Annotated in this window: 18 protein-coding genes; 6 read left to right on the top strand and 12 right to left on the bottom strand. The window is 69.0% G+C overall.

The features are described from left to right. Positions 1 to 20: 20 nt before the first annotated feature. The 11 genes from CVV72_RS38900 to CVV72_RS38950 all read right to left on the bottom strand — a co-directional run bounded on the left by CVV72_RS38900 (position 21) and on the right by CVV72_RS38950 (position 10,600). A complete protein-coding gene (locus tag CVV72_RS38900; protein ID WP_219149545.1) occupies positions 21 to 587 on the bottom strand; it encodes a hypothetical protein in 567 nt (188 codons plus the stop codon). Beyond that, a complete protein-coding gene (locus CVV72_RS38905) occupies positions 584 to 1,087 on the bottom strand; it encodes a hypothetical protein (RefSeq protein ID WP_126733560.1) in 504 nt (167 codons plus the stop codon). The genes CVV72_RS38900 and CVV72_RS38905 overlap by 4 nt, the downstream gene beginning before the upstream one ends. Then, on the bottom strand, positions 1,072 to 2,265 hold the full coding sequence (locus CVV72_RS38910; protein ID WP_219149547.1) for an MCE family protein: 1,194 nt from the start codon (positions 2,263 to 2,265) through the stop codon (positions 1,072 to 1,074). The genes CVV72_RS38905 and CVV72_RS38910 overlap by 16 nt, the downstream gene beginning before the upstream one ends. Further along, the gene (locus CVV72_RS38915; RefSeq protein WP_219149549.1) at positions 2,265 to 3,320 is read right to left on the bottom strand and encodes an MCE family protein; all 1,056 of its coding nucleotides are present in this window, start codon (positions 3,318 to 3,320) and stop codon (positions 2,265 to 2,267) included. Before CVV72_RS38915 ends, CVV72_RS38910 begins: the two co-directional genes overlap by 1 nt. Beyond that, on the bottom strand, positions 3,320 to 4,312 hold the full coding sequence (locus tag CVV72_RS38920; protein ID WP_219149551.1) for an MCE family protein: 993 nt from the start codon (positions 4,310 to 4,312) through the stop codon (positions 3,320 to 3,322). The genes CVV72_RS38915 and CVV72_RS38920 overlap by 1 nt, the downstream gene beginning before the upstream one ends. Further along, positions 4,309 to 5,298 carry an MCE family protein gene (locus CVV72_RS38925; protein ID WP_219149553.1) on the bottom strand — a complete coding sequence of 330 codons (990 nt, stop codon included), beginning with the start codon at positions 5,296 to 5,298 and terminating at the stop codon, positions 4,309 to 4,311. Before CVV72_RS38925 ends, CVV72_RS38920 begins: the two co-directional genes overlap by 4 nt. Next, a complete protein-coding gene (locus tag CVV72_RS38930; protein ID WP_219149555.1) occupies positions 5,295 to 6,302 on the bottom strand; it encodes an MCE family protein in 1,008 nt (335 codons plus the stop codon). Before CVV72_RS38930 ends, CVV72_RS38925 begins: the two co-directional genes overlap by 4 nt. Continuing rightward, a complete protein-coding gene (locus tag CVV72_RS38935; RefSeq protein WP_219149557.1) occupies positions 6,299 to 7,564 on the bottom strand; it encodes an MCE family protein in 1,266 nt (421 codons plus the stop codon). The genes CVV72_RS38930 and CVV72_RS38935 overlap by 4 nt, the downstream gene beginning before the upstream one ends. Continuing rightward, positions 7,561 to 8,424 (bottom strand): ABC transporter permease, encoded by an 864-nt coding sequence (locus CVV72_RS38940; protein ID WP_034320451.1) that lies wholly within the window; start codon positions 8,422 to 8,424, stop codon positions 7,561 to 7,563. The genes CVV72_RS38935 and CVV72_RS38940 overlap by 4 nt, the downstream gene beginning before the upstream one ends. Continuing rightward, complete coding sequence (locus tag CVV72_RS38945) at positions 8,424 to 9,218, bottom strand: ABC transporter permease (RefSeq protein ID WP_034320454.1); 795 nt, start codon at positions 9,216 to 9,218, stop codon at positions 8,424 to 8,426. The genes CVV72_RS38940 and CVV72_RS38945 overlap by 1 nt, the downstream gene beginning before the upstream one ends. A 386-nt stretch (positions 9,219 to 9,604) precedes the next feature. Next, positions 9,605 to 10,600: an LLM class flavin-dependent oxidoreductase gene (locus CVV72_RS38950; RefSeq protein ID WP_219154403.1), complete on the bottom strand. Its 996-nt coding sequence runs from the start codon at positions 10,598 to 10,600 to the stop codon at positions 9,605 to 9,607. Between the two features lie 185 nt (positions 10,601 to 10,785). Between CVV72_RS38950 and CVV72_RS38955 the strand changes: the two genes are divergently transcribed. Next, positions 10,786 to 14,580 carry a hypothetical protein gene (locus tag CVV72_RS38955; protein WP_219154405.1) on the top strand — a complete coding sequence of 1,265 codons (3,795 nt, stop codon included), beginning with the start codon at positions 10,786 to 10,788 and terminating at the stop codon, positions 14,578 to 14,580. Positions 14,581 to 14,956: 376 nt separating this feature from the next. On the opposite strand, the gene CVV72_RS38960 is transcribed toward CVV72_RS38955, so the two are convergent. Beyond that, a complete protein-coding gene (locus CVV72_RS38960; protein ID WP_219149559.1) occupies positions 14,957 to 17,071 on the bottom strand; it encodes an AAA family ATPase in 2,115 nt (704 codons plus the stop codon). Between the two features lie 122 nt (positions 17,072 to 17,193). Here CVV72_RS38960 and rsmD point away from each other — a divergent pair, with 122 nt between their 5' ends. From rsmD to CVV72_RS38985, 5 genes are all read left to right on the top strand, one after another. Then, positions 17,194 to 17,748 (top strand): 16S rRNA (guanine(966)-N(2))-methyltransferase RsmD, encoded by a 555-nt coding sequence (rsmD, locus tag CVV72_RS38965; RefSeq protein ID WP_034323500.1) that lies wholly within the window; start codon positions 17,194 to 17,196, stop codon positions 17,746 to 17,748. Positions 17,749 to 17,801: 53 nt separating this feature from the next. Continuing rightward, positions 17,802 to 18,284 carry a pantetheine-phosphate adenylyltransferase gene (gene coaD, locus CVV72_RS38970; RefSeq protein WP_126733550.1) on the top strand — a complete coding sequence of 161 codons (483 nt, stop codon included), beginning with the start codon at positions 17,802 to 17,804 and terminating at the stop codon, positions 18,282 to 18,284. A gap of 99 nt (positions 18,285 to 18,383) precedes the next feature. Beyond that, positions 18,384 to 19,088, top strand: a complete 705-nt coding sequence (locus CVV72_RS38975) for a ribonuclease domain-containing protein (protein WP_219149561.1) — start codon at positions 18,384 to 18,386, stop codon at positions 19,086 to 19,088. A gap of 67 nt (positions 19,089 to 19,155) precedes the next feature. Then, a complete protein-coding gene (locus CVV72_RS38980) occupies positions 19,156 to 19,671 on the top strand; it encodes a SigE family RNA polymerase sigma factor (protein ID WP_219149563.1) in 516 nt (171 codons plus the stop codon). After that, a complete protein-coding gene (locus CVV72_RS38985) occupies positions 19,671 to 20,459 on the top strand; it encodes a hypothetical protein (RefSeq protein WP_219149565.1) in 789 nt (262 codons plus the stop codon). The genes CVV72_RS38980 and CVV72_RS38985 overlap by 1 nt, the downstream gene beginning before the upstream one ends. The last annotated feature ends 41 nt before the right edge of the window (positions 20,460 to 20,500 follow it).

Raw genomic sequence — 20,500 nt, forward strand, 5'->3', positions numbered from 1 at the left:
CAAAGCGGACGAATGAGGGATCATCGGGGGACGAGATCGGTGATGACCCAGTTGTCGCCTTCGCGTTCCGCGGTGATCGAAAGCTGGGCCGCGGCCGTTGTCGAAGAATTGTTGTCGGCCCGGGTGGCCGCTTGATCGAGGAATACCAGCAGCCTCGCTTTACCGTCGCCGAGTTCCTGGACGGCGGAGGAGGAGACGCGGGTGGTGAGTACCAGTTTCTGCGCAGGGGCCTTTTCCCGGACTTGGGCGAACAACTGGTTGTACGACTCCAGTGCCTTGCCTCTGAGCACCGACGCGGCCGCCTTTTCGGTGGCGTCGGTCCGGTCGTAGGAATAGGAGAAGATCTTGTCGAGCGCCACGGTCACCGCGGAGTTCACCTCGGCGGTCGCGCCGACGTCGGTGAGCGCGGTGTTGGCCGCCGACGGCGCCGCCGCGATCGACCTCGCCTCCACCGTGAACCAGACCCCTGCCGCCACCAGCACGGCCGCCGCGACCAGCAGGATCAGCGGCGGCTTCGGCTGGCGCGGCGCCTTCTCGACAACGGCTTCGACTTCGGCTTCGGGTTCGGTGTCGGCCGTGGCGGTCATCGCGCACCCACCGGCAGCTGGTCGAGCGCGCTGAGCTTCCAGCCCTCGTCCGTCCTGGTCAGCCCGGCGGCGAACCGGTTGCGCTTCGTCGTCGGCGCCGCGCCCTCCTTCGCCATCGTGATCTCCACCGACGCCAGCATCTTGGCCGTTCCCGCGTGGTCGTCCAGTTCGCTGATCGCCGCGTCGAGCACCTTGCCCGTCGAGACGGTCGCGTCCTTGGTGAGCGTCCGTTTCGTCGCGTCGTCGGCCTTGCCCAGCTGATCGCGCAGCGGGCCGGTGGACGCGGCGAGCCAGTCGGCGATGCCCTGGTCGACGCGGTGGTGGTCGAGGCTGGTGAGCCGGGCGACGAGTTCGCGCCCGGACTTCAGCGCTTCGTCGCGCGAGTTCCCGTAGGCGACGGCCTCGGAACCCGTCGCGGTGAACCAGGTGTACCCGGCCCAGCCCGCGAACGCGCAGGCCGCGGCGAACACGGCGATCGCGATCTTCAGTTGCGCAGCCACAACATCTCCTCGAGGCTGGTGGACGTCGGCTGGCCGTCGGCGCCGAAGCCGCCGGGGATCGCGGCGGGCGGGACCCCGCCCTTCGGCGCGTTCTGCGAGCCTCGGACCGAACTCGCGTTGCCCTTGTCGAGCGTGCACGCGGCACCGGTGTTGAACGGCAGCGCCGAGACTTCCGCGCTGCTGCGGACCGTCGTACCCCCGTAGCCCTTGGTACAGGGCATGGGATCGAAGAAGGTCAGGACCAGCTCGGTCCTCACGGAACCCCCGTCGACGGCGGCGTCGACCGCGGACACCGCCTTCGGGGTGTTGATCAGCAGCTGCCGGAGGCCGTCGGTGCGGGCGGAGAACACCTGCGACGTGGTGAGCAGGTTCGCCAGCAGGATCGGCAGGCCCGGCTCGTTGTCCCGCAACAGCCCGGAGAGCTGGGTCGCCGCGTCGGGTGCGGTCGCGATCAGCCGCCGCAGGTCACCGTCCGAACGGGACAGCTGCTCGGCGAACTGCTTGGCGTTGCCGCTGAACTGCCGCCACGCCTGCGACGAGTCGACCTGGGTCTTCAGCACGGTCGAGCCGTCGGTGATCAGCTTCTCCGTCTGCGGCAGGTGGTCCGCGGCCTGTTTCGTGAAGTCGGTGGTGGAGTCCAGCAGCACCTGGAGGTTTGCGCCGGAACCGCGCAGGGCGTTGTCGAGTTCGTCGACCACGGTCCGCAGGTCCTCGGTCGGCACGGACGCGGTCAGCGAGTCCAGGTCGGTCAGCAGATGCTGCACCGGCAGCGGAACGGCCGTCGCCTCGCGCGGGATGACCGAACCCTCGGCGAGGTACGGTCCGTCGCCGGTCCGCGGCTGGAGGTCGACGAACTGCTCGCCCACCGCGGACCGGTTCGCCACGACGGCACGCGAGTTCGCGGGGATCGGGGGCGCGTCGTCGTCGATCAGCAGATCCGCTTCCATCCCGCCGTCGGTGAGCCGCAGTTCGCCGACCCGGCCGACGGCGACGCCGCGATAGGTCACCTCGCCGTTGGTGAACAGGCCCCCGCCGTCGGTCAGCGCGAGCTTCACGGTGTACCCGCCCGCCCCGAAGAGCCGGTCGAGCCCCGCGTAGCTGGCTCCGACGAACGCCGTCGTCGCCAGCGCGAGGATGACGAACGCGATCACCTGGATCCGGACACGGGTGGTGAGCATCAGCTACCTCCGGAGGACGGCAGCGGCAAGGTCGGGAGCCCCGGCGGGACACCTTCGCCGGGCGGCGGGAGTTCGACGCCCGGCGCGGGGATGACCGAGGCGTAGACGTTCAGGTAGTCACCCTTGATGCCGCCGCGGACGGCGTCGGTGAACGGGAACGTCGGCAGGATCTCCAGGGACTTGGGCAAGGCCTCGCCGGCGTCGGCCAGCCGCTTGAGGATCGGCGCGAGCGCGGTGAGGTCCGCGACGAGGTCGGCACGGCTCTTCTCGATCACGTCGACGCCGACCCCGGAGAGCCGGTCCAGCGCCTGCAACATCGAGACGAGCTGGGTGCGCTGGTCGGCAAGGCTCTGGAGGCCGGGGGTGAGGTCGGTGAGTGCGCCCTCGACCTGCTTCTTCCGGTTCGCCAGTGTGGTCGAGAGCTGGTTGAGCCCGTCGAGTGCGGAGGTGATGTCGGAGCGGTGCGTGTCCAGGTTGGACACCAGCTGTTCCACAGTGGACAGGAAGGAGCGGATCTCCTCCTCGTTGCCGTCCATCACCTTCGACAGCTCCCGGTTGATGGTCTGCAACTGGCCGATCCCGCCGCCGTTGAGCAGCAGGGACAGCGCGCCGAAAACCTCTTCGAACTCGGGGTTGCGGTTCGTGCTCGCGACCGGGATCACCGCGCCCTCGCCGAGCCTGCCCTCGGACTTCGCCGCGCTCGGGGCGAGTTCGATGAACTTCTCGCCGAGCAGGCTGGACTGCCGCAACCGCGCGATGGCGTTGGCGGGCAGGTGGACGTCGCCGTTGACCGCCAGGACGGTCTCGGCCGTCCAGCCGTCTTCGCCGAGCTTGATCGTCTCGACCCGGCCGACCGGGACGTCGCCGACCTTCACCGCGGCCTGCGGGACCAGGTCGAGGACGTCGGCGAACTGCACGGTCACCCGGTACGGATGGTCGCCGATGTCCGCGCCGCCGGGCAGCGGCAGGTCGTAGACGCCCTTGAAATCCGAGGAACAGGCGGTGAGCGCGACACAGCACGCGGCGAGTACGGCGATCGCCCGGTTCGTGGCCATCAGCGCCCCCCGGTGTAGGTGGCGCCGGCGACGGGCAGCGGGAGCGGGGCGTATTCGAGCAGGTTGCCGCGGGTTTGCAGCTTGCCGGTCTTCGGGTCGACGGCTTCGAGCACGTTCGTCACCGCCAGCGGGATCGTATCGAGGGTTTCGGCGAGTGCCGCGCGTTTGTCGACCAGCGTCCCGGTGGTCACCGCGAGCTTGTCCACATTGGACTTGATCAGCGCACGGTTGTCCTTGATGAACTGCTGGATCTCCGCCAGCGCGCCGCCGAGGCCGTTGAGCGCGCGGGCGAGCTCGTCCTTGTTCTGCGCGAGCGTGCCGGTCACCGACGCGAGCTGCTTGTTGACCTCGCTGACGTTCCGATCGTTGGTCGCCAGCATCGAGGTGAACCGCTGCAGCTCGTCGACGGTGGCGAACAGGTTCTGCGAGTTCCCGGACAGGGTCCTGGCGAGGTCGGCGAAGTTGCGCACCGACTCGTTGAACGGCTTGCCGTTGCCCTGGAGGTTCTTCGCGCCGGTGCGCAGCAACTCGGAAAGCGCGCCGTCGGCGTTCGCGCCGTTGGGGCCGAGCGCCTTGGCGAGGGTGTCGAGGCTGGAGTAGAGCTGGTCGAGTTCCACCGGCGTCCCGGTGCGCTCGACCGGGATCACCGCGCCGTCGTCGAGCCGGTTCCCGGCGCGGGTGAGCTTGGTGAACTGGACGTAGCGGTCGGCCACCACGCTCGGCGCCACGACCAGGACGTTCGTGTCGGCGGCGATCGGCGTCGACCCGTCGACGGTCAGCACGACCTTGACGCGTTCCCCTTCCGGGGCCACCGATTCGACCTGGCCGACGCGGACGCCGAGCACCCGCACGTCCGATCCGCTGTAGACGCCGACGGCGCGCGAGAAGTACACGGTGACGCGGTCGAGCCCGCTGCCGGAGAAGATCCACCAGAGCCCGCCCACGACGGCCAGCGCGAGCACGAGCGCGAGGGTGACGAATCTGCTGATCACCGGCCACCTCCCGGAATCGGCGCGGTGCAGGGATCCCGGTTCTCCGGGATGAGCCCGCACAGGTAGCCGTCCACCCAGCGGCCGTTGCCGACCGAGTTGTTCACCACCCGGAAGTACGGCGCGGCCAGCTCGAGGCTTTTGGCGAGGTTGTCGTTCTGCCGCTGCAGGATGTCGGTCACCTCGCCGAGCTGTCCGAGCGCGTTGCCGAGCTGGTCCTTGTTGTCCTTCACCAGTCCCGAAAGCTGGGTGGCGAGTTCCTGCGAGCCGGTCAGCAGATCGTGGATCGCCTGCCGCCGGTGGTCCAGTTCGGTCAGCAGCAGGTTGCCGTCCGAGAGGAGTTTGGCGAAGTCGTCGTTCGAGTTAGCGAGGGTCGTGGTGAGGCCGTGCGCGTTGGACAGCAGGCTGGCGAGCTCGTTGTCCCTGGACGACACGGTCTTCGACAGTGATGTCAGCCCTTCGAGCGCCTTCTTGATGTGCGCGGGCGAGTTCTTGAACGTGTCGCTGAGCGTGGTGAAGCTCTCCGCGAGCTGATCGGTGTCGATGGCGCCCGCGGTGTCGGCCAGCCCGTTGAACGCCTCCGTGACGTCGTACGGTGTCACGGTCCTGGTGCGCGGGATGAGCTGCTTCGGGTTCTGCACCGTCTCGCCGGTCGGGCGCAGGGCGAGGAATTTCCGGCCCAGCAGGGTCTTGATCTTGATCTCGGCGGCGGTCCGGTCGCCGATCCAGGCGTCCTTGACCCGGAAGCTCACCACCACGTGGTCTTCGGCGAGCCGGACGTCGCTCACCACGCCGACCTTGATGCCGGCGATACGGACTTCGTCGTCCTCCTGCAACCCGGCCGCTTCGGAGAATTCGGCCTGGTAGGTGGTCCCGGAGCCGATGATCGGCAGGTTCTCGTAGTTGAGCGTCGCGGTCAGCAGCGCGGCCGCGACGGCGCTGCCGACGATCCCGACGACGATCGGGTTCCGTTCCTTGAAGGGTTTCACGACGTGCACCTCTCCGCCGTCGCCGGGACCCCGCGCGGAGGTTTGGTCTGCAGGACGGACGAGCACAGGTAGAAGTTCATCCACGATCCATAGGAGCCGATCCGGCCGAGGTCGTTCAGCTTCCCAGGGAGCACCGTCAGGACGCGGTCGACTTCGGCCTTGCCCTCGTCGGTCGTCAGCTGACCGGCCAGCAGGCCGAGTCCCTCGATACTGTCCTTGAGCGGTTTCCTGCCCTGTTCGAGCAGGCCGGCCGTGGCGGTGGTGAGGTCCGCGAGCCCCGAGACGGCTTCCCCGATCTCGGTGCGGTCACCCGCGAGCCCTGCCACCAGTTCCTTCAGCGTGGAGACCAGAGTGGACAGTGCGTCGCCCTTGCCGTTGATGCTCTTGAGCACCGTGTCCAGATTCGTGATCACGTCGCCGATCACCTTGTCGCGGCCGGCGAGCGTGGTGGTCAGCGAACCGGTGTGCGCCAGCAGGCTTTCCACCGTGCCGCCCTCGCCCTGCAGCACCTGGACGATCTCGCCGGAGAGCTGGTTGACGTCCTTGGGGGACAACGCCTGGAACAGCGGTTTGAAGCCGTTGAACAGTTCCGTGAGATCCAGCGCGGGCGTCGTGCGCTCCAGCGGGATCTCCGCGCCGGGCTCCAGGAGTTCGGGGGTGCCCTTGCCTCGTTCGAGCGCGATGTAGCGCTGGCCGACCATGTTGCGGTACTTGATCACCGCGGTCACGTCGGCGGGCAGCCTGCGCTGGGAGTCGAGGGAGAACCGGACGCGGGCCAGGCTGTGGTCGGCGATCTCGAGTTGCTCGATCTGGCCGACCCGCACCCCGGAGATCCGGACGTCGTCGCCGACGTTGAGCGACGTGGCGTCGAGGAATTTGGCGCTGTAGGTCTTCGTGTCACCGAGGCCGGTGTTGGTGATGGACACCGCCAGCAGCACCGTCGCCAGTGTCGTGACGACGACGAAGATCAGCCCTTTGATCAGCGGGCTCACGAAGTTCCTCATCGCAGGGTCACCTCCGTGCCCCGGTAGAGCGGCCCGACGAGCACGCTGCCCCAGGCGGGGACCTGCGCCGCCGGGACGCCGATGGACGGCGCGACCAGCGTGGAGATCAGCTCCCGTTCCTGCGGCGAGTTCGCCAGGCCGAGGTCGCCCTGCGCGCCAGGGAGCGCCGCGGTCTGCTCGCCGGTCGCCACGATCCCTTGGCTCATCAGGCCGTTCGTCGGGTAGCAGCGCGGTTCGCCGGTGGCGTCGTGGACCGGATCGTCCCTGCCGGGCACGTATTTGCCCCTGGGCTGCGAGATGGTGATCTCCGCGTGCAGGCCGGGTTCGTCCGTGCCGGCACCCAGCACCTGATCCATCTGCGGCTTCAGCTTGGCGAGCGCGTCCAGCGTGCAGGCGAAACTGGGCGAGTACTTCGCGCCGATCTCCAGCGGCGCGCGGCTGTCGGCGGCGAGCGCGATGATGTTGGCGCGGTTGTTGGCGAGGAACGTCGTGACCTGCTGGGAGGACGAGGTCACCTGCTGGTACACCGACGCCAGTTCGGCCCGCTTCTCCTTGACCGTGTCGAGCGTGACTGCCGAGGCGCTCAGCGCGTCGAGCAGATCCGGCGCGATGTCGCCGTACAGCTTCGAAACCGTGGCGAGGTCACGGATGTTGTCGTTCAGCTTCGGCAGGTTCGGGTTGAAGTCCTTCAGATAGGCGGCCGCGGTGGCGAGCGTGTCGCCGATCTGGTCGCCGCGGCCTTCCAGCGCGGTGGCGACGGTGGTCAGCGTGGTCGCGAGCTTCTGCGGTTGCACGGCCTTGAGCAGCGGCAGCAGATTGTCGAAGACCCGCTCCAGCTCGATCGCGTTCGCCGAACGATCCTGGCTGATCACGTCACCGGAGGCCAGCGGTCCCGCGGTCGAACCGTCCGGAATGGACAGCTGCACGTACCGCTCGCCGAACAGCGTCTTCGGCACGAGCAGCGCGGACACGTTCTTGGGCAGTTTCGAGACCTTGCCGGGCTCCATGGCCAGGTCGATCTCCGCGCCTCCCGGTGTCGCGCGGACGTCACGGATCTCGCCGACCACCACGCCACGGGCCTTGACCTGCCCGCCCGTGCGCAGCTGGTTGCCGACGCGGTCCGCCTGCAGGGTCACCGGCACGGATTCGACGAAATCCTTCCGGTAGATCTTGATCGACAGCAGCACGAGGGCGGACATCACCACCAGGAACAGCACCCCGGCCGTCCTGACCCCGGCTTTGCGCAGCCCGCGCCGGCTCATCCGGCCACCTGCACCGTCGTGGTCGCGCCCCAGATCGCGAGGCTGAGGAAGAAATCCAGCACGCTGACCGCCACGATCGCGGTCCGCACCCCGCGGCCGACGGCGACGCCGACGCCCGCCGGGCCGCCGCTCGCGCGGAAGCCGTAGTAGCAGTGGGCGAGCACGATCACGACGCTGAACACCAGCACCTTGCCGAACGACCAGAGCACGTCACCCGGTGGCAGGAAGAGCAGGAAGTAGTGGTCGTAGGTGCCCGCGGACTGGCCGTAGAACCAGACGGTGATCTGGCGTGACGCGAGGTACGAGGTCAGCAGGCCGATCGCGTACAGCGGGATGACCGCGAGGAACCCCGCGATGATGCGCGTGGTCACCAGGTACGGGACGCTGGGGATGCCCATCACTTCCAGCGCGTCGATCTCCTCGGAGATCCGCATGGCGCCCAGCTGCGCGGTGAAACCGCAGCCGACGGTGGCCGACAACGCCAGCCCGGCCACGAGCGGCGCGATCTCGCGGGTGTTGAAGTACGCGGAGACGAACCCGGCGAACGCCGACGTGCCGACCTGGTTGAGCGCTGAATACCCCTGGAGCCCGACGACCGTGCCGGTGAACACGGTCATCCCGATCATCACGCCGATCGTGCCGCCGATGACCGCGAGCGCGCCGCTGCCGAAGCTGACTTCGGCCAGCAGGCGGGTGATCTCGCGCAGGTAGCGCCGCACCGCGCGCGGCACCCAGGCGAGTGCCTTGAGGAAGAAGAGGATCTGGTCGCCGAGGGTGTCCAGGAACCCGAACCGGCGATCGACGGCTTCGCGGACCCGCGTCGCCCGGGTGCTTGTAGGGGGCGGTGTCGTCGTGACCATCAGCTGCCCTTCGCCGGGACGAGCTGCAGGTAAAGCGTCGTCAGCACGAGGTTCAACAGGAACAGGAGCAGGAACGTGATCACCACGGATTGGTTCACCGCGTCACCGACGCCTTTCGGGCCGCCTTTCGGATTGAGCCCGCGATAAGAGGCGACGATCGCCGCGACGAAACCGAAGATGACCGCCTTGAGCTCACTGATCCAGAGGTCCGGAAGCTGCGCGAGCGCGGAGAAACTGGCCAGATACGCACCCGGTGTCCCATTCTGCATGATGACGTTGAAGAAATAGCCGCCGAGGACGCCGACCACGCTGACCATTCCATTGAGGAATGCGGCGACACCCATCGCGGCGAGCACCCTCGGCACGATCAGGCGCTGGATCGGGGAGACCCCGAGCACCTCCATCGCGTCGATCTCCTCGCGGATCGTGCGGGAGCCGAGGTCCGCGCACATCGCCGAGCCGCCGGCGCCCGCGATCAGCAACGCGGTCACGATCGGGCTGGCCTGCTGGATGATCGCCAGCACACTGGCCGCGCCGGTGAAGGACTGCGCGCCGATCTGCGCGGTCAGCGAACCGATGTGCAGCGCGATCACCGCACCGAACGGGATCGCGACCAGCGCCGTCGGCAGGATCGACACACTCGCGATGAACCAGAACTGCTGGATCAGCTCGCGCGCTTGGAAGGGCCGCCGGAAGGTCAGGCGGACGACGTCGAGGCCGAGTGAGTAGAGCCTGCCGGTCTCCCGGATCGCCCCCGCGCCGGGGAATGAGGGTGCGTTAGTCCGGACGCCCACGCCGACCCTCCCGTTTTCCGGGCACGGCGAATACACCCCAGCTTGCGCAATTCCTTTGCTCCGAATGGCGGAACGGAATCGTTGAACAGTGTCAACGGGGTGTTACCGTGCTGTTTGCTACTGGTCGGTACGCTAATCACGCGCCCGCCTGGTGACAAGAACTTCGGTGTGATCAAGACGTCACGTCCTGGTAACCGGAGAATTCTTGTTCTTTTGTGACAAAGGCGGGCGGGGGTCTTGTCGGTTCTTTCGTGTCCGGTGCCGCGTTGGTCCATTCGTGGCGCGGGGCCGCCGCCCGCGTGCCGTTTGTCCGTGAAGGCCTCCTTGAGGGACCCAGAGTCCCTCAAGGAGGCCTTCACGGAACGGACCTGGCGTCAGGGCGAGCCTCAGTGCGCCAGTTCGGACACCAGTTCGTACGACCGCACCCGGTCCGCCTGGTCGTGCACCATGGTCGTGATCATCAGCTCGTTCGCGCCCGTGTCGGCCAGCAGGGTCTCGAGTCCCTTGTGGACCGTCTCGGGCGAACCGATGATGCTGCTCGCGGCGCGGTCCTCGATGAACACGCGCTCGATGTCGGTGTACGGGTAGGCCGCGGCCTCCTCCGGCGTCGGCAGCGGGATCGGGCGGCCCTTGCGCAGGCTGAGGAACGTCAGGCCGCTGGGGGCGGCGAGGTACTGGGCCCGTTCGTCGGTCTCGGCGGCCACCACGGAGACGCCGAGCATCACGTACGGCTCGTCGAGGACGTCCGACGGTTTGAACGAATCGCGGTAGAGCGCCACGGCGGGAAGCGTGTTCTCGGCGCTGAAGTGGTGCGCGAACGAGAACGGCAGGCCCAGTTCGCCCGCCATCCGCGCGCTGAAGCCGCTCGACCCGAGCAGCCACACCGGCGGCTTGTTGCCTTCGGCGGTCACGGCGTTGACGGCGCGCTGGTCGGAGTGCTCGAAGTAGGCCAGCAGTTCCGCGAACTGCTGCGGGAAGTTCTCCGCGGTGAGCCCGCCGGGGCCGCGCAGCGCGAGCGAGGTCCGCTGGTCGGTGCCCGGGGCGCGCCCGATGCCGAGGTCGATCCGGCCGGGGTGGAACGCCTCCAGGGTGCCGAACTGCTCGGCCACCACCAGCGGCGCGTGGTTCGGCAGCATGACCCCGCCGGAGCCGACCCGGATGCGTTCGGTGGCGGCCGCGACCTGGCCGATCATCACGGCGGTCGCGGAGCTCGCGATACCGGGCATGTTGTGGTGCTCGGCGAGCCAGTACCGGTGGTAGCCGAGGGCTTCGGTCCGGCGCGCGAGGTCGAGGGTGTTCCGCAGTGAATCCGCGACGCCGCCTCCCGCCACGACGGGCGCGAGGTCGAGCACGGACAGCGGGATGTCAGGCAAAGAGGTCACGCGTCGGTACAACGCCACCGGGCCCCGATCCCTTCCCGTGCCTGTCGATCGATCGAAATTAACCGGCTCGATGTACCCGGTACTCGCCGGAGTTCCCCCGTTTCCACGGTACGGTTGCCCCCTAATGCGAGCTTGGGAAAACCACTGAAAAGAAAGGATTAAAGGTGCCGCGTCCGGAACGACCGCTGGACCCCGGGGACGATCCGTTGCTGGGGTTCGCCGCCGATCTCCGGCGGCTGCGGGAGAAGGCCGGAAATCCGACGTACCGGGAGCTGGGCAGGCGCGCCCACTACTCCGCGGGCACCCTCTCCGAAGCCGCCGGCGGGAAGAAGATGCCCAGCTTGGCGGTCACGTTGGCCTATGTCCGGGCGTGCGACGGCCCCGAGGACGAGTGGGAGGCGCGATGGCACGACGTGACCGAGCGGACGCGCGCCGGAGTCAATGATTCACCGGTTGCCCCGTCGAATGGGGAATCCGCCCCTTATATCGGTCTGACCGCATTCGGGCCGGATGACGCGAGCCGATTCTTCGGTCGCGAACGACTTGTCGGAAAACTCGTCACGAGACTTTCGGGCCAACGATTCTTGGCCGTTCTCGGGGCTTCGGGTTCGGGTAAGTCGTCCTTGCTCCGGGCAGGTCTCCTCCCGGCGCTGGCCGAGACCTCCGTCACGCTGCTGATGACCCCCGGATCGCGGCCGCTCCAGGAGTGCGCCGTCCAGTTCGGCGCCGCCCTCGGGCTCCCGCCCGGAGGGCTGCTCGCCGAGTTCACCGAGCATCCGCGCAACCTCGGCCTCGCCGCCCGTCAGCTGGTCGCCGACCGCGATGGCGACGTCGTGCTGGTCGTCGACCAGTTCGAGGAGGTCTTCACCCTCTGCCAGGACGCCGACGAACGGGCGGCCTTCCTGTCCGCGCTGGTCACCGCGACCACCGGGCCGGAGAGCCGGACCAGGGTCGTCCTCGGTATCCGCACCGACTTCTACACCCATTGCGCACGGCATCCCGAGCTGGTCGAGGCCATGCAGGACGCGCAGATCCTCGTCGGCCCGATGAGCACCGAGGAGCTGAGGCAGGCCATCTCGCGGCCGGCGATCGACGCCGGATACCGCGTCGAGAACGCGCTGGTCTCGCGGCTCGTCGCCGACGCGACCGGGCAGCCCGGCGTGCTGCCGCTGCTCTCGCACGCGCTGCTGGAGACCTGGCGCCGCCGCCACGGCAACACCCTCACCCTCACCGGCTACGAGTCCACCGGCGGGATCGAACGCTCGGTCGCGCAGACCTCCGAGCACACCTTCACCGCGCTGACCGAACACCAGCAGCGGCTCGCGAACCAGATCTTCCTGCGGATGACCGCGCTCGGTGAAGGCACCGAGGACACCAAACGCCGCATCACCCGCGACGAGGTGGACGCCGACGACCCGGACGTCGCCGTCGTGCTGGACAGGCTGGCGTCTTCGCGGCTGGTCACGCTCGACGACAACGGCATCGAGATCGCGCACGAGGCGCTGATCCGGGGCTGGCCGCGCCTGCGCGAATGGCTGGCCGAGGACCGTGAAGGCCTGCGCGTGCACCGCCAGCTCACCGAGGCGACCGACGCCTGGGAATCCGTCGGCCGCGACGACGGCTGGCTCTACCGCGGCGCGCGGCTGGCCATCGCCAGGGAGTGGGCGGCGGAGCACGACAGCGCGCTTTCCCAGCGTGAACGCCGGTTCCTCGACGCGAGTGCCGCGATCGAGAACCACGAGCAGGCCGTCGCCCGGCGCCGCACCCGGAGGCTGCGTCAGCTGGTCGCGCTCCTGGCCGTCCTGCTGGTGCTGGCGACGGCCGCGATGGCGTACGCCGTCCGTGCCGAGCAGACCGCCACCAGCCAGCGCAACAGCGCGCTCGCGCAGAAGGTCGCCGGGCAGGCCATCGAGATGCGGACGACGAATCCGGCACTGGCCGCGCAACTCGCGCTGGCGGCGTACCGCGTCGATCCGAGTGTGGACACCCGCGGCAGCGTGCTCGGGATGTTCGAGTCGCCGTACTCGACCCGGGTCCGCGGGCACGGCCACCGCGTCAACGCGACCGCCCTGCGCGGCGACGGACAGGTGATGGTCACCGGCAGCTGGGACCACACGGCCAAGCTGTGGGACATCAGGGATCCTCATCGCCCGAACGAGCTGGCCACGCTCTCCGGGCACACCGAGAACGTCAACTCGGTGTCCTTCAGCGCCGACGGCACCACGGTCGCGACGGCGGGCTGGGACAAGACCGCGCGGCTCTGGAACGTCGCCGATCCGGCGAAACCCGGGCCGGGCGTCCTGGTCGGGGAGCATCCCAGCCGGGTCAACGCGGTGGCGTTCAGCCCGAAGGCGGCGGTGCTCGCGACCTCGGACGGCGACGGCACGGTGCGCCTGTTCGACGTCCGCGATCCCGCGAAACCGGTGCTGGCGGCCACTCTCCCCGGGCACACCGGCAACGTCAACGGTCTCGCCTACGCCCCCGACGGGCGGACGCTCGTCTCGACCGGCGCCGACAAGACCGCACGGTTGTGGGACGTCGCCGACCCGCTCAAGGCCAAGCCCCTCGGCGTGGTGAGCGGGCACACCGCCGGGGTCCACTCCGCGACGTTCAGCCCGGACGGCCGGACGCTCGCCACCGCGAGCATCGACCAGACCGCGCGCCTGTGGAACGTCGCCGACCCGATGGCGCCGTCGCCGCTGGGGACGACGGCCGCGCACAAGACCATCGTGCGGTCCGTGGCGTTCAGTCCGGACGGGACGACGCTGGCCACGACCGGTTTCGACCGCGCCGCCCGGCTGTGGGACGTGACCGATCCGGCGAAACCGCGCGAGAAACCCGCGCTCGTCGGGCATACCGCGGCCGTGGTCTGGGCGGTCTTCTCCCCGGACGGCCGCACCCTCGTGACCGCGAGCGACGACCAGACGGTGCGGATGTGGGATCTGCCGGGTCCCGCGATCAGCGGTCCGGCGAGGTCGGCCTGCCGCGCGGTCTTCAGCTCCGACGGGAAGCTGCTGGCCACCGGCAGCCAGGACGGCGTGGTGCGCCTGGTCGACGTCTCCGACACCCGGAACCCGCGTGAGGTGGGCAAGGTCGCGGGCTTCGGCCAGGGCGTCTGCGGTCTCGCGTTCAGTCCGGACGGGCGGACGCTCGCCGCCGGCTCCTGGGACCACACCATGCGGCTGATCGACGTCACCGATCCGCGCAAGCCGGTCGACGCGGGCGTCTTCTACCGCCCGGAGAACGAAATCGACCCGGTCGCGTTCAGCCCGGACGGCCGGACGCTCGCGACCGCGGGCAGCGGGCACACCGTGAAGCTGTGGGACGTCGCCGACATCCGGCGGCCGGTCGAACTCGCGACCCTCACCGGGCACGAGGACGACGTCCATTCGCTCGCGTTCGGCCCCGACGGCCGCACCCTGCTCAGCGGCGGATGGGACCACACCGCCCGGCTGTGGGACGTTTCGATGGCGAAGGCGCCGAAACCGCTGTCGGTGCTGAAGGGACACTCCGACACGGTGTTCTCGGTCGCCTACAGCCCGGACGGCAAACTCGCCGCGACCGGCAGCGCCGATCGCACCGGCCGGCTGTGGGACGTGACGAATCCGGCGGCCCCGCGGGAGGCGGCGCTGCTGGCCGGGCACACCGACAACGTCATCTCGGTCGCCTTCAGCGGGGACGGGAAGACTCTCGCGACCGGCAGCTACGACCGGTCCGTGCGACTATGGGACGTCTCCGATCCGGGATCGGTCCGCGAATCGGCGAACCTGACCGACGACGTCGACCGGGTCAACGCCGTGGCGTTCGCCCCGGACGGCCACACCCTCGCGGGCTCGGTCGCGGACGGCAGCGTGCGGTTGTGGGAGACCAGTCCCGAACGGGCGGCCGAACGCATCTGCGCGACGGTGTACCCGCGGATCACGGCAGGCGAGTGGGAACAACACCTGCCGGGGCTCGATTACCGGCCTCCGTGCCCGTGACCACGGCCGATTCGTTGTTCGGCGTTGTTGTTCGGTGGGATCGCCGTGACACCGAACAACGAAGAGGCGCTAGAAATACCCCTGGACGTGCGATGCGTCCCCACATCGTTCACTCACCGGGGGTCTGAAGGGCTCCTTCAGGGCATTCACCAGTGTCCTGAAGGAGCCCTTCAGCTTTTTCGCGCCCAATCACGCGAGTTACGTGCCCAAGCACGTGAGTCGCGCGCCCAAGCACGTGAGTCGTCCATCTGGTCACGCGTGTCGTCCGTCCAGACACGTGAGTCGTCCGTCGAGGCACACGTAAGTCACGTGATCAGGGGCGTAACTCGCGTGATCAGGCGCGTAACTCGCGTGATCAGATGGACGACACGCGTGATCAGGCGGCCGGGATCCAGTCCGGGTTGGACGCCAAGACGGTCAGCTGCTGGGTCGCGCGGGTCAGCGCGACGTACAGCACCCGGCGTCCGGTGGTCGACTCCGTGATGAGGTCGTTCGGCTCCACCAGGACGACCGCGTCGTACTCGAGGCCCTTGGAGTCGAGGCTGCCGACGACCTTGAGCCGCTCGTCCGAGAGCCCGTCGAGCCAGCCTTCGACCTCGGGCACCCGGTCCATGGCGGTGATCACGCCCACGGTGCCTTCGACGACACCCAGCATTTCCTTCACCGCGGCCTGCGTCGCCGCCTCCAGCCCGGCGGCCTCGACGGGCCGGACCTCCGGCGTGACGCCGGTCTGCCGCACCGCGCGCGGAAGCTCGTCGGCTTCCGCGTGCCCGGCGACGACCTTCGCGGCCAAGTCGAAGATCTCGGCCGAGTTCCGGTAGTTGGTGCGCAGGGTGAACCGGCGCCGGGTCGTCTTGAGCCCGAAGGCCTGGTCCCGCGCCATCGCGGCCTCGGCCGGATCCGGCCACGAACTCTGCACCGGGTCGCCGACCACGGTCCAGCTCGCGTACTTGCCGCGCCGCCCGACCATCCGCCACTGCATCGGCGAGAGGTCCTGCGACTCGTCGACGACCACGTGCGAGTACTCGTCGTAGTGCTCGGGCCGGGTCGGAGCGCCACCCCGCTCCGGGTTGACCTCGACGCTCTGGCGGGTCCGGCGGCTCTTCGGCGGCGGTCCGATCAGGACGCGCAGCTCGTCGAGGAGCGCGATGTCCGCGATGGTCCAGCCGCGCGAGCGGTCGGCGAAATCGGCCGCGAGCATGCTGATCTCGCCGCGGTTGAGCAGGCCCTTCGCCGCGGACGCGAGGCGCTTCTCGGTGCCGAGCCACCGCAGGATCTGCGCCGGGTACAGGATCGGCCACCAGACCACCAGGAACCGGTGGAACTCGATGCGCTCCCCGAGTTCGGTGATCAGCTCGGCCTTGTCGATCTGACGGCCGTCGTCCTTCGCGTGCTGCTCGGCCTTCGCGGCGAGCGCGTCGAGCAGCAGTTCGGCGGCGCGGATCCGCGACCGGTTCGGCGGCCCGCCCGCGGTGTGCACCTTGCGGCGCACCTTGTCGAGCTCGCGCGCGTTGAGCCGCAGCACCTCGCCGCGGTAGACGATCTTCATGTCCTCGGGCGCGTCTTCCGGCGTGTCCCGCAGCGCGCGCAGCAGGATCTTGCGCATCCGCAGCGACCCCTTGATCGCCGCCAGCGGAGCCGCGTCCTGACGGGTCGCTTCGAGACCGTCGAGGACCTCGCCGAGCGCGCGGAGTTCGACGTTCGTCTCACCCATCGACGGCAGCACCCGCGAGATGTAGCTGGTGAACACCCCGGACGGGCCGATCACCAGCACGCCCGCGCCGCCGAGCTGGCGGCGGTGGCGGTAGAGCAGGTACGCCGCGCGGTGCAGCGCGACCGCGGTCTTGCCGGTGCCGGGACCGCCGGTGATCTCCGTGACCCCGCGCCACGGCGCCCGGATGACCTCGTCCTGTTCCTTCTGGATGGTGGCGACGATGTCCCGCATCTTCTCGCCACGCGAACGCCCGAGGGCGGCCATCAGCGCGCCTTCGCCGACGATCTGCATGCCGTCGGGGACGGCGTCGGCGATCAGGACGTCGTCGTCGACGTCGAGCACGGTCTGGCCCGAGCACCGGATCACCCGGCGCCGGACGACGTCCATCGGCTCCTCGGCCGTCGCCTGGTAGAACGCCGCGGCCGCGGGCGCGCGCCAGTCGGTGACGAGGTTGTCGAACTCGGCGTCGCGGATGCCGAGACGGCCCACGTAGATGTGGTCGTTGTCGAGGTGGTCGAGCCTGCCGAACACCAGCCCCTCGTACTCCGCGTCGAGGGTCTGCAGGGTCTGATTGGCGTGGTACACCATCATGTCCCGTTCGAACAGCATGGACGCCTGCTCGAAGATAGCTTCCCGCCCGGCGCCATGGCCGATCTCATAGCCCTTGGTACGCATGGCCTCAGCCTGGGCTCGCAATTCGGCGAGCCGGGTGTAGACGGTGTCCACATGGGCTTGCTCGATGGCGATCTCGGCCCGTCTGACCCGAGGTTCGGACACGCAACGCTCCTAAACGCTTCTATCGCCTCCGAGGGCGAAGGACGACTCTACGCGAGCTGGGCGGCGGCTTCACCAAGTCCCGGCCAACGTCACGATGGGAGGCGTTGAGGCACGATGCACCCATGACCAGGATCGTGGCGGGGACCGCGGGCGGCAGGCGGCTGAAGGTCCCGCCGAAGGGCACGAGGCCCACGTCGGAACGCGTGCGCGAGGCGCTGTTCAACGCGCTGGAGGTCGCCGGCGAGCTGCAGGGGGCCCAGGTCCTCGACCTTTACGCCGGTTCGGGCGCGCTCGGGCTGGAGGCGTTGTCCCGTGGCGCGTCCGGCGCGCTGTTCGTCGAGTCGGACCGGCGCGCGGTCGAAGTGCTCAAAGGGAACGTCGCCGCGCTGGGGCTCGGCGGCGCGGTCCGGGCCGGGGCCGTCGAGTCCGTCGTGGCCGCTCCGGCGCCGGAAACGTTCGACATCGTCCTCGCCGATCCGCCCTACGCTGTGGATTCCACCCGTCTGGGGGAGGTCATGGCCGCGCTCGCGGCAGGCCGATGGGTCACGGACGGCGCGCTCGTGGTGATCGAGCGGGCCGCGCGGGACGGCGAGCCGGACTGGCCGCCGGGCTTCGAGCCGATGCGGACGAAACGCTACGGCGACACCGCGCTCTACTGGGCCGAATATCAGGTGTGACGCAGAACGCGCAGAACACGCAGGAGGTTCCTCGCCTTGGTAGCGTCCGCGCCATGCGGCGTGCGGTCTGTCCCGGGTCCTACGACCCGGCCACGAATGGACATCTCGACATCATCGAGCGGGCGGCCAAGCTGTTCGACGAGGTCGTCGTCGCGGTGGGGGTGAACAAGAGCAAGAAGGGCCTGTTCACCACCGAGGAGCGGATGGACATGCTTCGCGAGATCACCGCGAAGCTGCCGAACGTGCGCGTGGACTCGTGGCAGGGACTCCTGGTCGATTACTGCCGCGAGAACGACATCATCGCGGTCGCGAAGGGGCTGCGGTCGGTCAGCGACTTCGACTACGAGCTCCAGATGGCGCAGATGAACCGCGAACTGACCGGGCTCGAAACGCTCCTGATGGCCAACAACCCGGCGTACGGGTTCGTGTCGAGCTCGCTGGTCAAAGAGGTCACCGCGCTCGGCGGCGACATCGAGCACCTGGTGCCGCCGATAGTGTTCAAACGCCTCTCGGAGAAGTACTCCGACCGAGGTTGACCCGAACGGCCGAAGCCGTTGGTCGGGCGCTGGTGGGCGGCGATGAAGAGTTCATCTCGGCGCCTTCTGGTGAATACACGATCGGGTTACGGTCCGAAAATGACCAACAAACGATCGCGGGTCACATCCGCAGTGCTCGTTCTGCTTGTCACTCTTTTCAGCGGGCTCAGCGGTGGGCTGAGTGCCGCGCAGGCCACGGCCGCCCCCGTCTCGATCCAGCAGAACCCGTGCGGGGATCTCACCGGGTTCAAGCACGTGTCGTTGTCGTCCCTGCCCGCCGAGGCCACGACGACCTACAACCTCATCCAGAAGGGTGGCCCGTTCCCGTATCCGGACAAGGACGGCACGGTCTTCTCCAACCGGGAGAACATCCTCCCGAAGTGCGCGTCGGGCTACTACCGCGAGTACACGGTCCCCACCCCGGGCTCGCCCGATCGCGGTGCGCGCCGCATCGTCACCGGTAACGCCGGTGAGCACTTCTACACCGCGGACCACTACAAGACCTTCTCCGTGATCGACGCCGGCGGCACTCCGGCGCCGTCATGCGGCGACACCTCGAAACTCGCGAAGGTCGGCTACTCGACGTTGTCCTCCGCCGCGAAGTCCGTGGTGGACAAGGCCCGCGGCGGCGCGACCGGAACGGTCTACGAGAACCGCGAAGGTGTGCTGCCGTCGTGTGCCGCAGGCTACTACCAGCTGTTCCCGGTGGGCACGAGCGACCGCGTGATCTCCGGGAAGGGCGGCGAGATCGTCTACACGCCTGACCGCTACACGACCTTCAAGCTGGTGAATCTCGCCGGCTGATCCGTCCGTGCAACATTTCGTGCCTCCTCATCCGTGAGATACACCGGAACACGGACGAGGAGGCACGATGCGGTCTGGGGACGATGCGAGCTTCAGGGAGTTCGCCAGGGACAAGGCGCTACCGCTCAGGCGGACGGCGTACCTGCTCTGCGGCGACTGGCATCTCGCGGAGGATCTGGTCCAAACCGCGCTCATCAAGCTCTACCGGGTCTGGCCGAAGGTCCGCCGGAAAGGGCCCGTCGACAACTACACGAGGCAGATCCTGATGCGCTGCTGGCTCGACGAGCGGCGACGACCATGGCGGAGCAGAGAGAACCGCGACGGCGTCGTCCCCGAAGAGCCCGCGGCCCCGGCGACCGCCGGGATCTCGGATTCGCTGCTTCGCGCCCTCGCCGAAGTTCCCCCGAAACAGCGCGCCGCCGTCGTGCTGCGCTACTGCGCCGATCTGCCGGCCGCGGAGGTCGCCGTCGCGCTGCGCTGTTCGGAAGGGACGGTCAGGAGCCAGGCCGCGCGGGGGCTCGACGTCCTCCGCGCGGCCCTGCAGAGACAGCACGACGAGGCTGTCTCCGGGAGGAGCGCGTGATGGACGAACTCGAGAACAGGCTGCGCGGGATCACACTCGCCGAGCCCCCGCTCGGCTTCGACCCGGACGAGGTCGCCGTGACGGCGGCGAAGAAGTCGCGGAACCGGCGGGCGGTGGCGCTGACGGGGGGAGCCACGCTGGCGGTGATCGCGGCGGCGGTGGTGTTCGTGGCGCCGGGAGACGATCCTTCGGTGCCACCGGCCGTGCCGACCTCTTCGGTGGCCGTTCCAGCGAAGCCACCGGTATCGCCGAAGGTGAATCTGACGGCTCAGAAAGCGCGGATCACCGGGCATCTGACGGCCACGCTGCCCACCGTGCTCACCGGGGCCAGAGACATTCAGGTCCGCTCCATCCACCAGTTGCGGACCGCGAACGACTGGGACGTCCTCGTCGCCACGGCCGGGTATCGGGACGCCGGCGGCTTCACCCGCGCCCTCGTCATCACGATCAGCGGTACCGAGGCCGCCAAGCTGGGCTTCTCCCTCGAAGACAGCTGTAAGCCGGGACGAAAGGCCCTCGCCGGGCTCGACGCGGACATCTCCGGCGTGACGAGCGGGGAACCAGTGGACTGCGTGAAGCTGCCCCAAGCCGACGGAAGCACCGTCGTCCTCTCCGGGATCGTCCCGTCACTGCCTCCCGGTGAAGTCGAGGCCACCCGCGGGGCGGTCGTGTACCGGGCCGACGGCACGTCCGTGACCGTGACGGACAGCGCGGTCGACGGTGGCTCGCCGTCGTCCGACGACCAGCTGATCAGACTGGTCACGGATCCCGGCCTCACCCTGCGGTAGGTGGCGCGCGGTACCGGCGGGGACACGCCCGGTACCGCGCG

The organism is Amycolatopsis sp. TNS106, assembly GCF_019330265.1.
In the GTDB taxonomy this organism is placed as follows: domain Bacteria; phylum Actinomycetota; class Actinomycetes; order Mycobacteriales; family Pseudonocardiaceae; genus Amycolatopsis; species Amycolatopsis lurida.

Coding starts and splice junctions, on each gene's coding strand:
- CVV72_RS38935 (WP_219149557.1), bottom strand. CDS start 7,564: ATGAGCCGGCGCGGGCTGCGCAAAGCCGGGGTCAGGACGGCCGGGGTG.
- CVV72_RS38910 (WP_219149547.1), bottom strand. CDS start 2,265: ATGCTCACCACCCGTGTCCGGATCCAGGTGATCGCGTTCGTCATCCTC.
- coaD (WP_126733550.1), top strand. CDS start 17,802: ATGCGGCGTGCGGTCTGTCCCGGGTCCTACGACCCGGCCACGAATGGA.
- CVV72_RS38915 (WP_219149549.1), bottom strand. CDS start 3,320: ATGGCCACGAACCGGGCGATCGCCGTACTCGCCGCGTGCTGTGTCGCG.
- CVV72_RS38980 (WP_219149563.1), top strand. CDS start 19,156: ATGCGGTCTGGGGACGATGCGAGCTTCAGGGAGTTCGCCAGGGACAAG.
- CVV72_RS38985 (WP_219149565.1), top strand. CDS start 19,671: ATGGACGAACTCGAGAACAGGCTGCGCGGGATCACACTCGCCGAGCCC.
- CVV72_RS38975 (WP_219149561.1), top strand. CDS start 18,384: ATGACCAACAAACGATCGCGGGTCACATCCGCAGTGCTCGTTCTGCTT.
- CVV72_RS38900 (WP_219149545.1), bottom strand. CDS start 587: ATGACCGCCACGGCCGACACCGAACCCGAAGCCGAAGTCGAAGCCGTT.
- CVV72_RS38930 (WP_219149555.1), bottom strand. CDS start 6,302: ATGAGGAACTTCGTGAGCCCGCTGATCAAAGGGCTGATCTTCGTCGTC.
- CVV72_RS38940 (WP_034320451.1), bottom strand. CDS start 8,424: ATGGTCACGACGACACCGCCCCCTACAAGCACCCGGGCGACGCGGGTC.
- rsmD (WP_034323500.1), top strand. CDS start 17,194: ATGACCAGGATCGTGGCGGGGACCGCGGGCGGCAGGCGGCTGAAGGTC.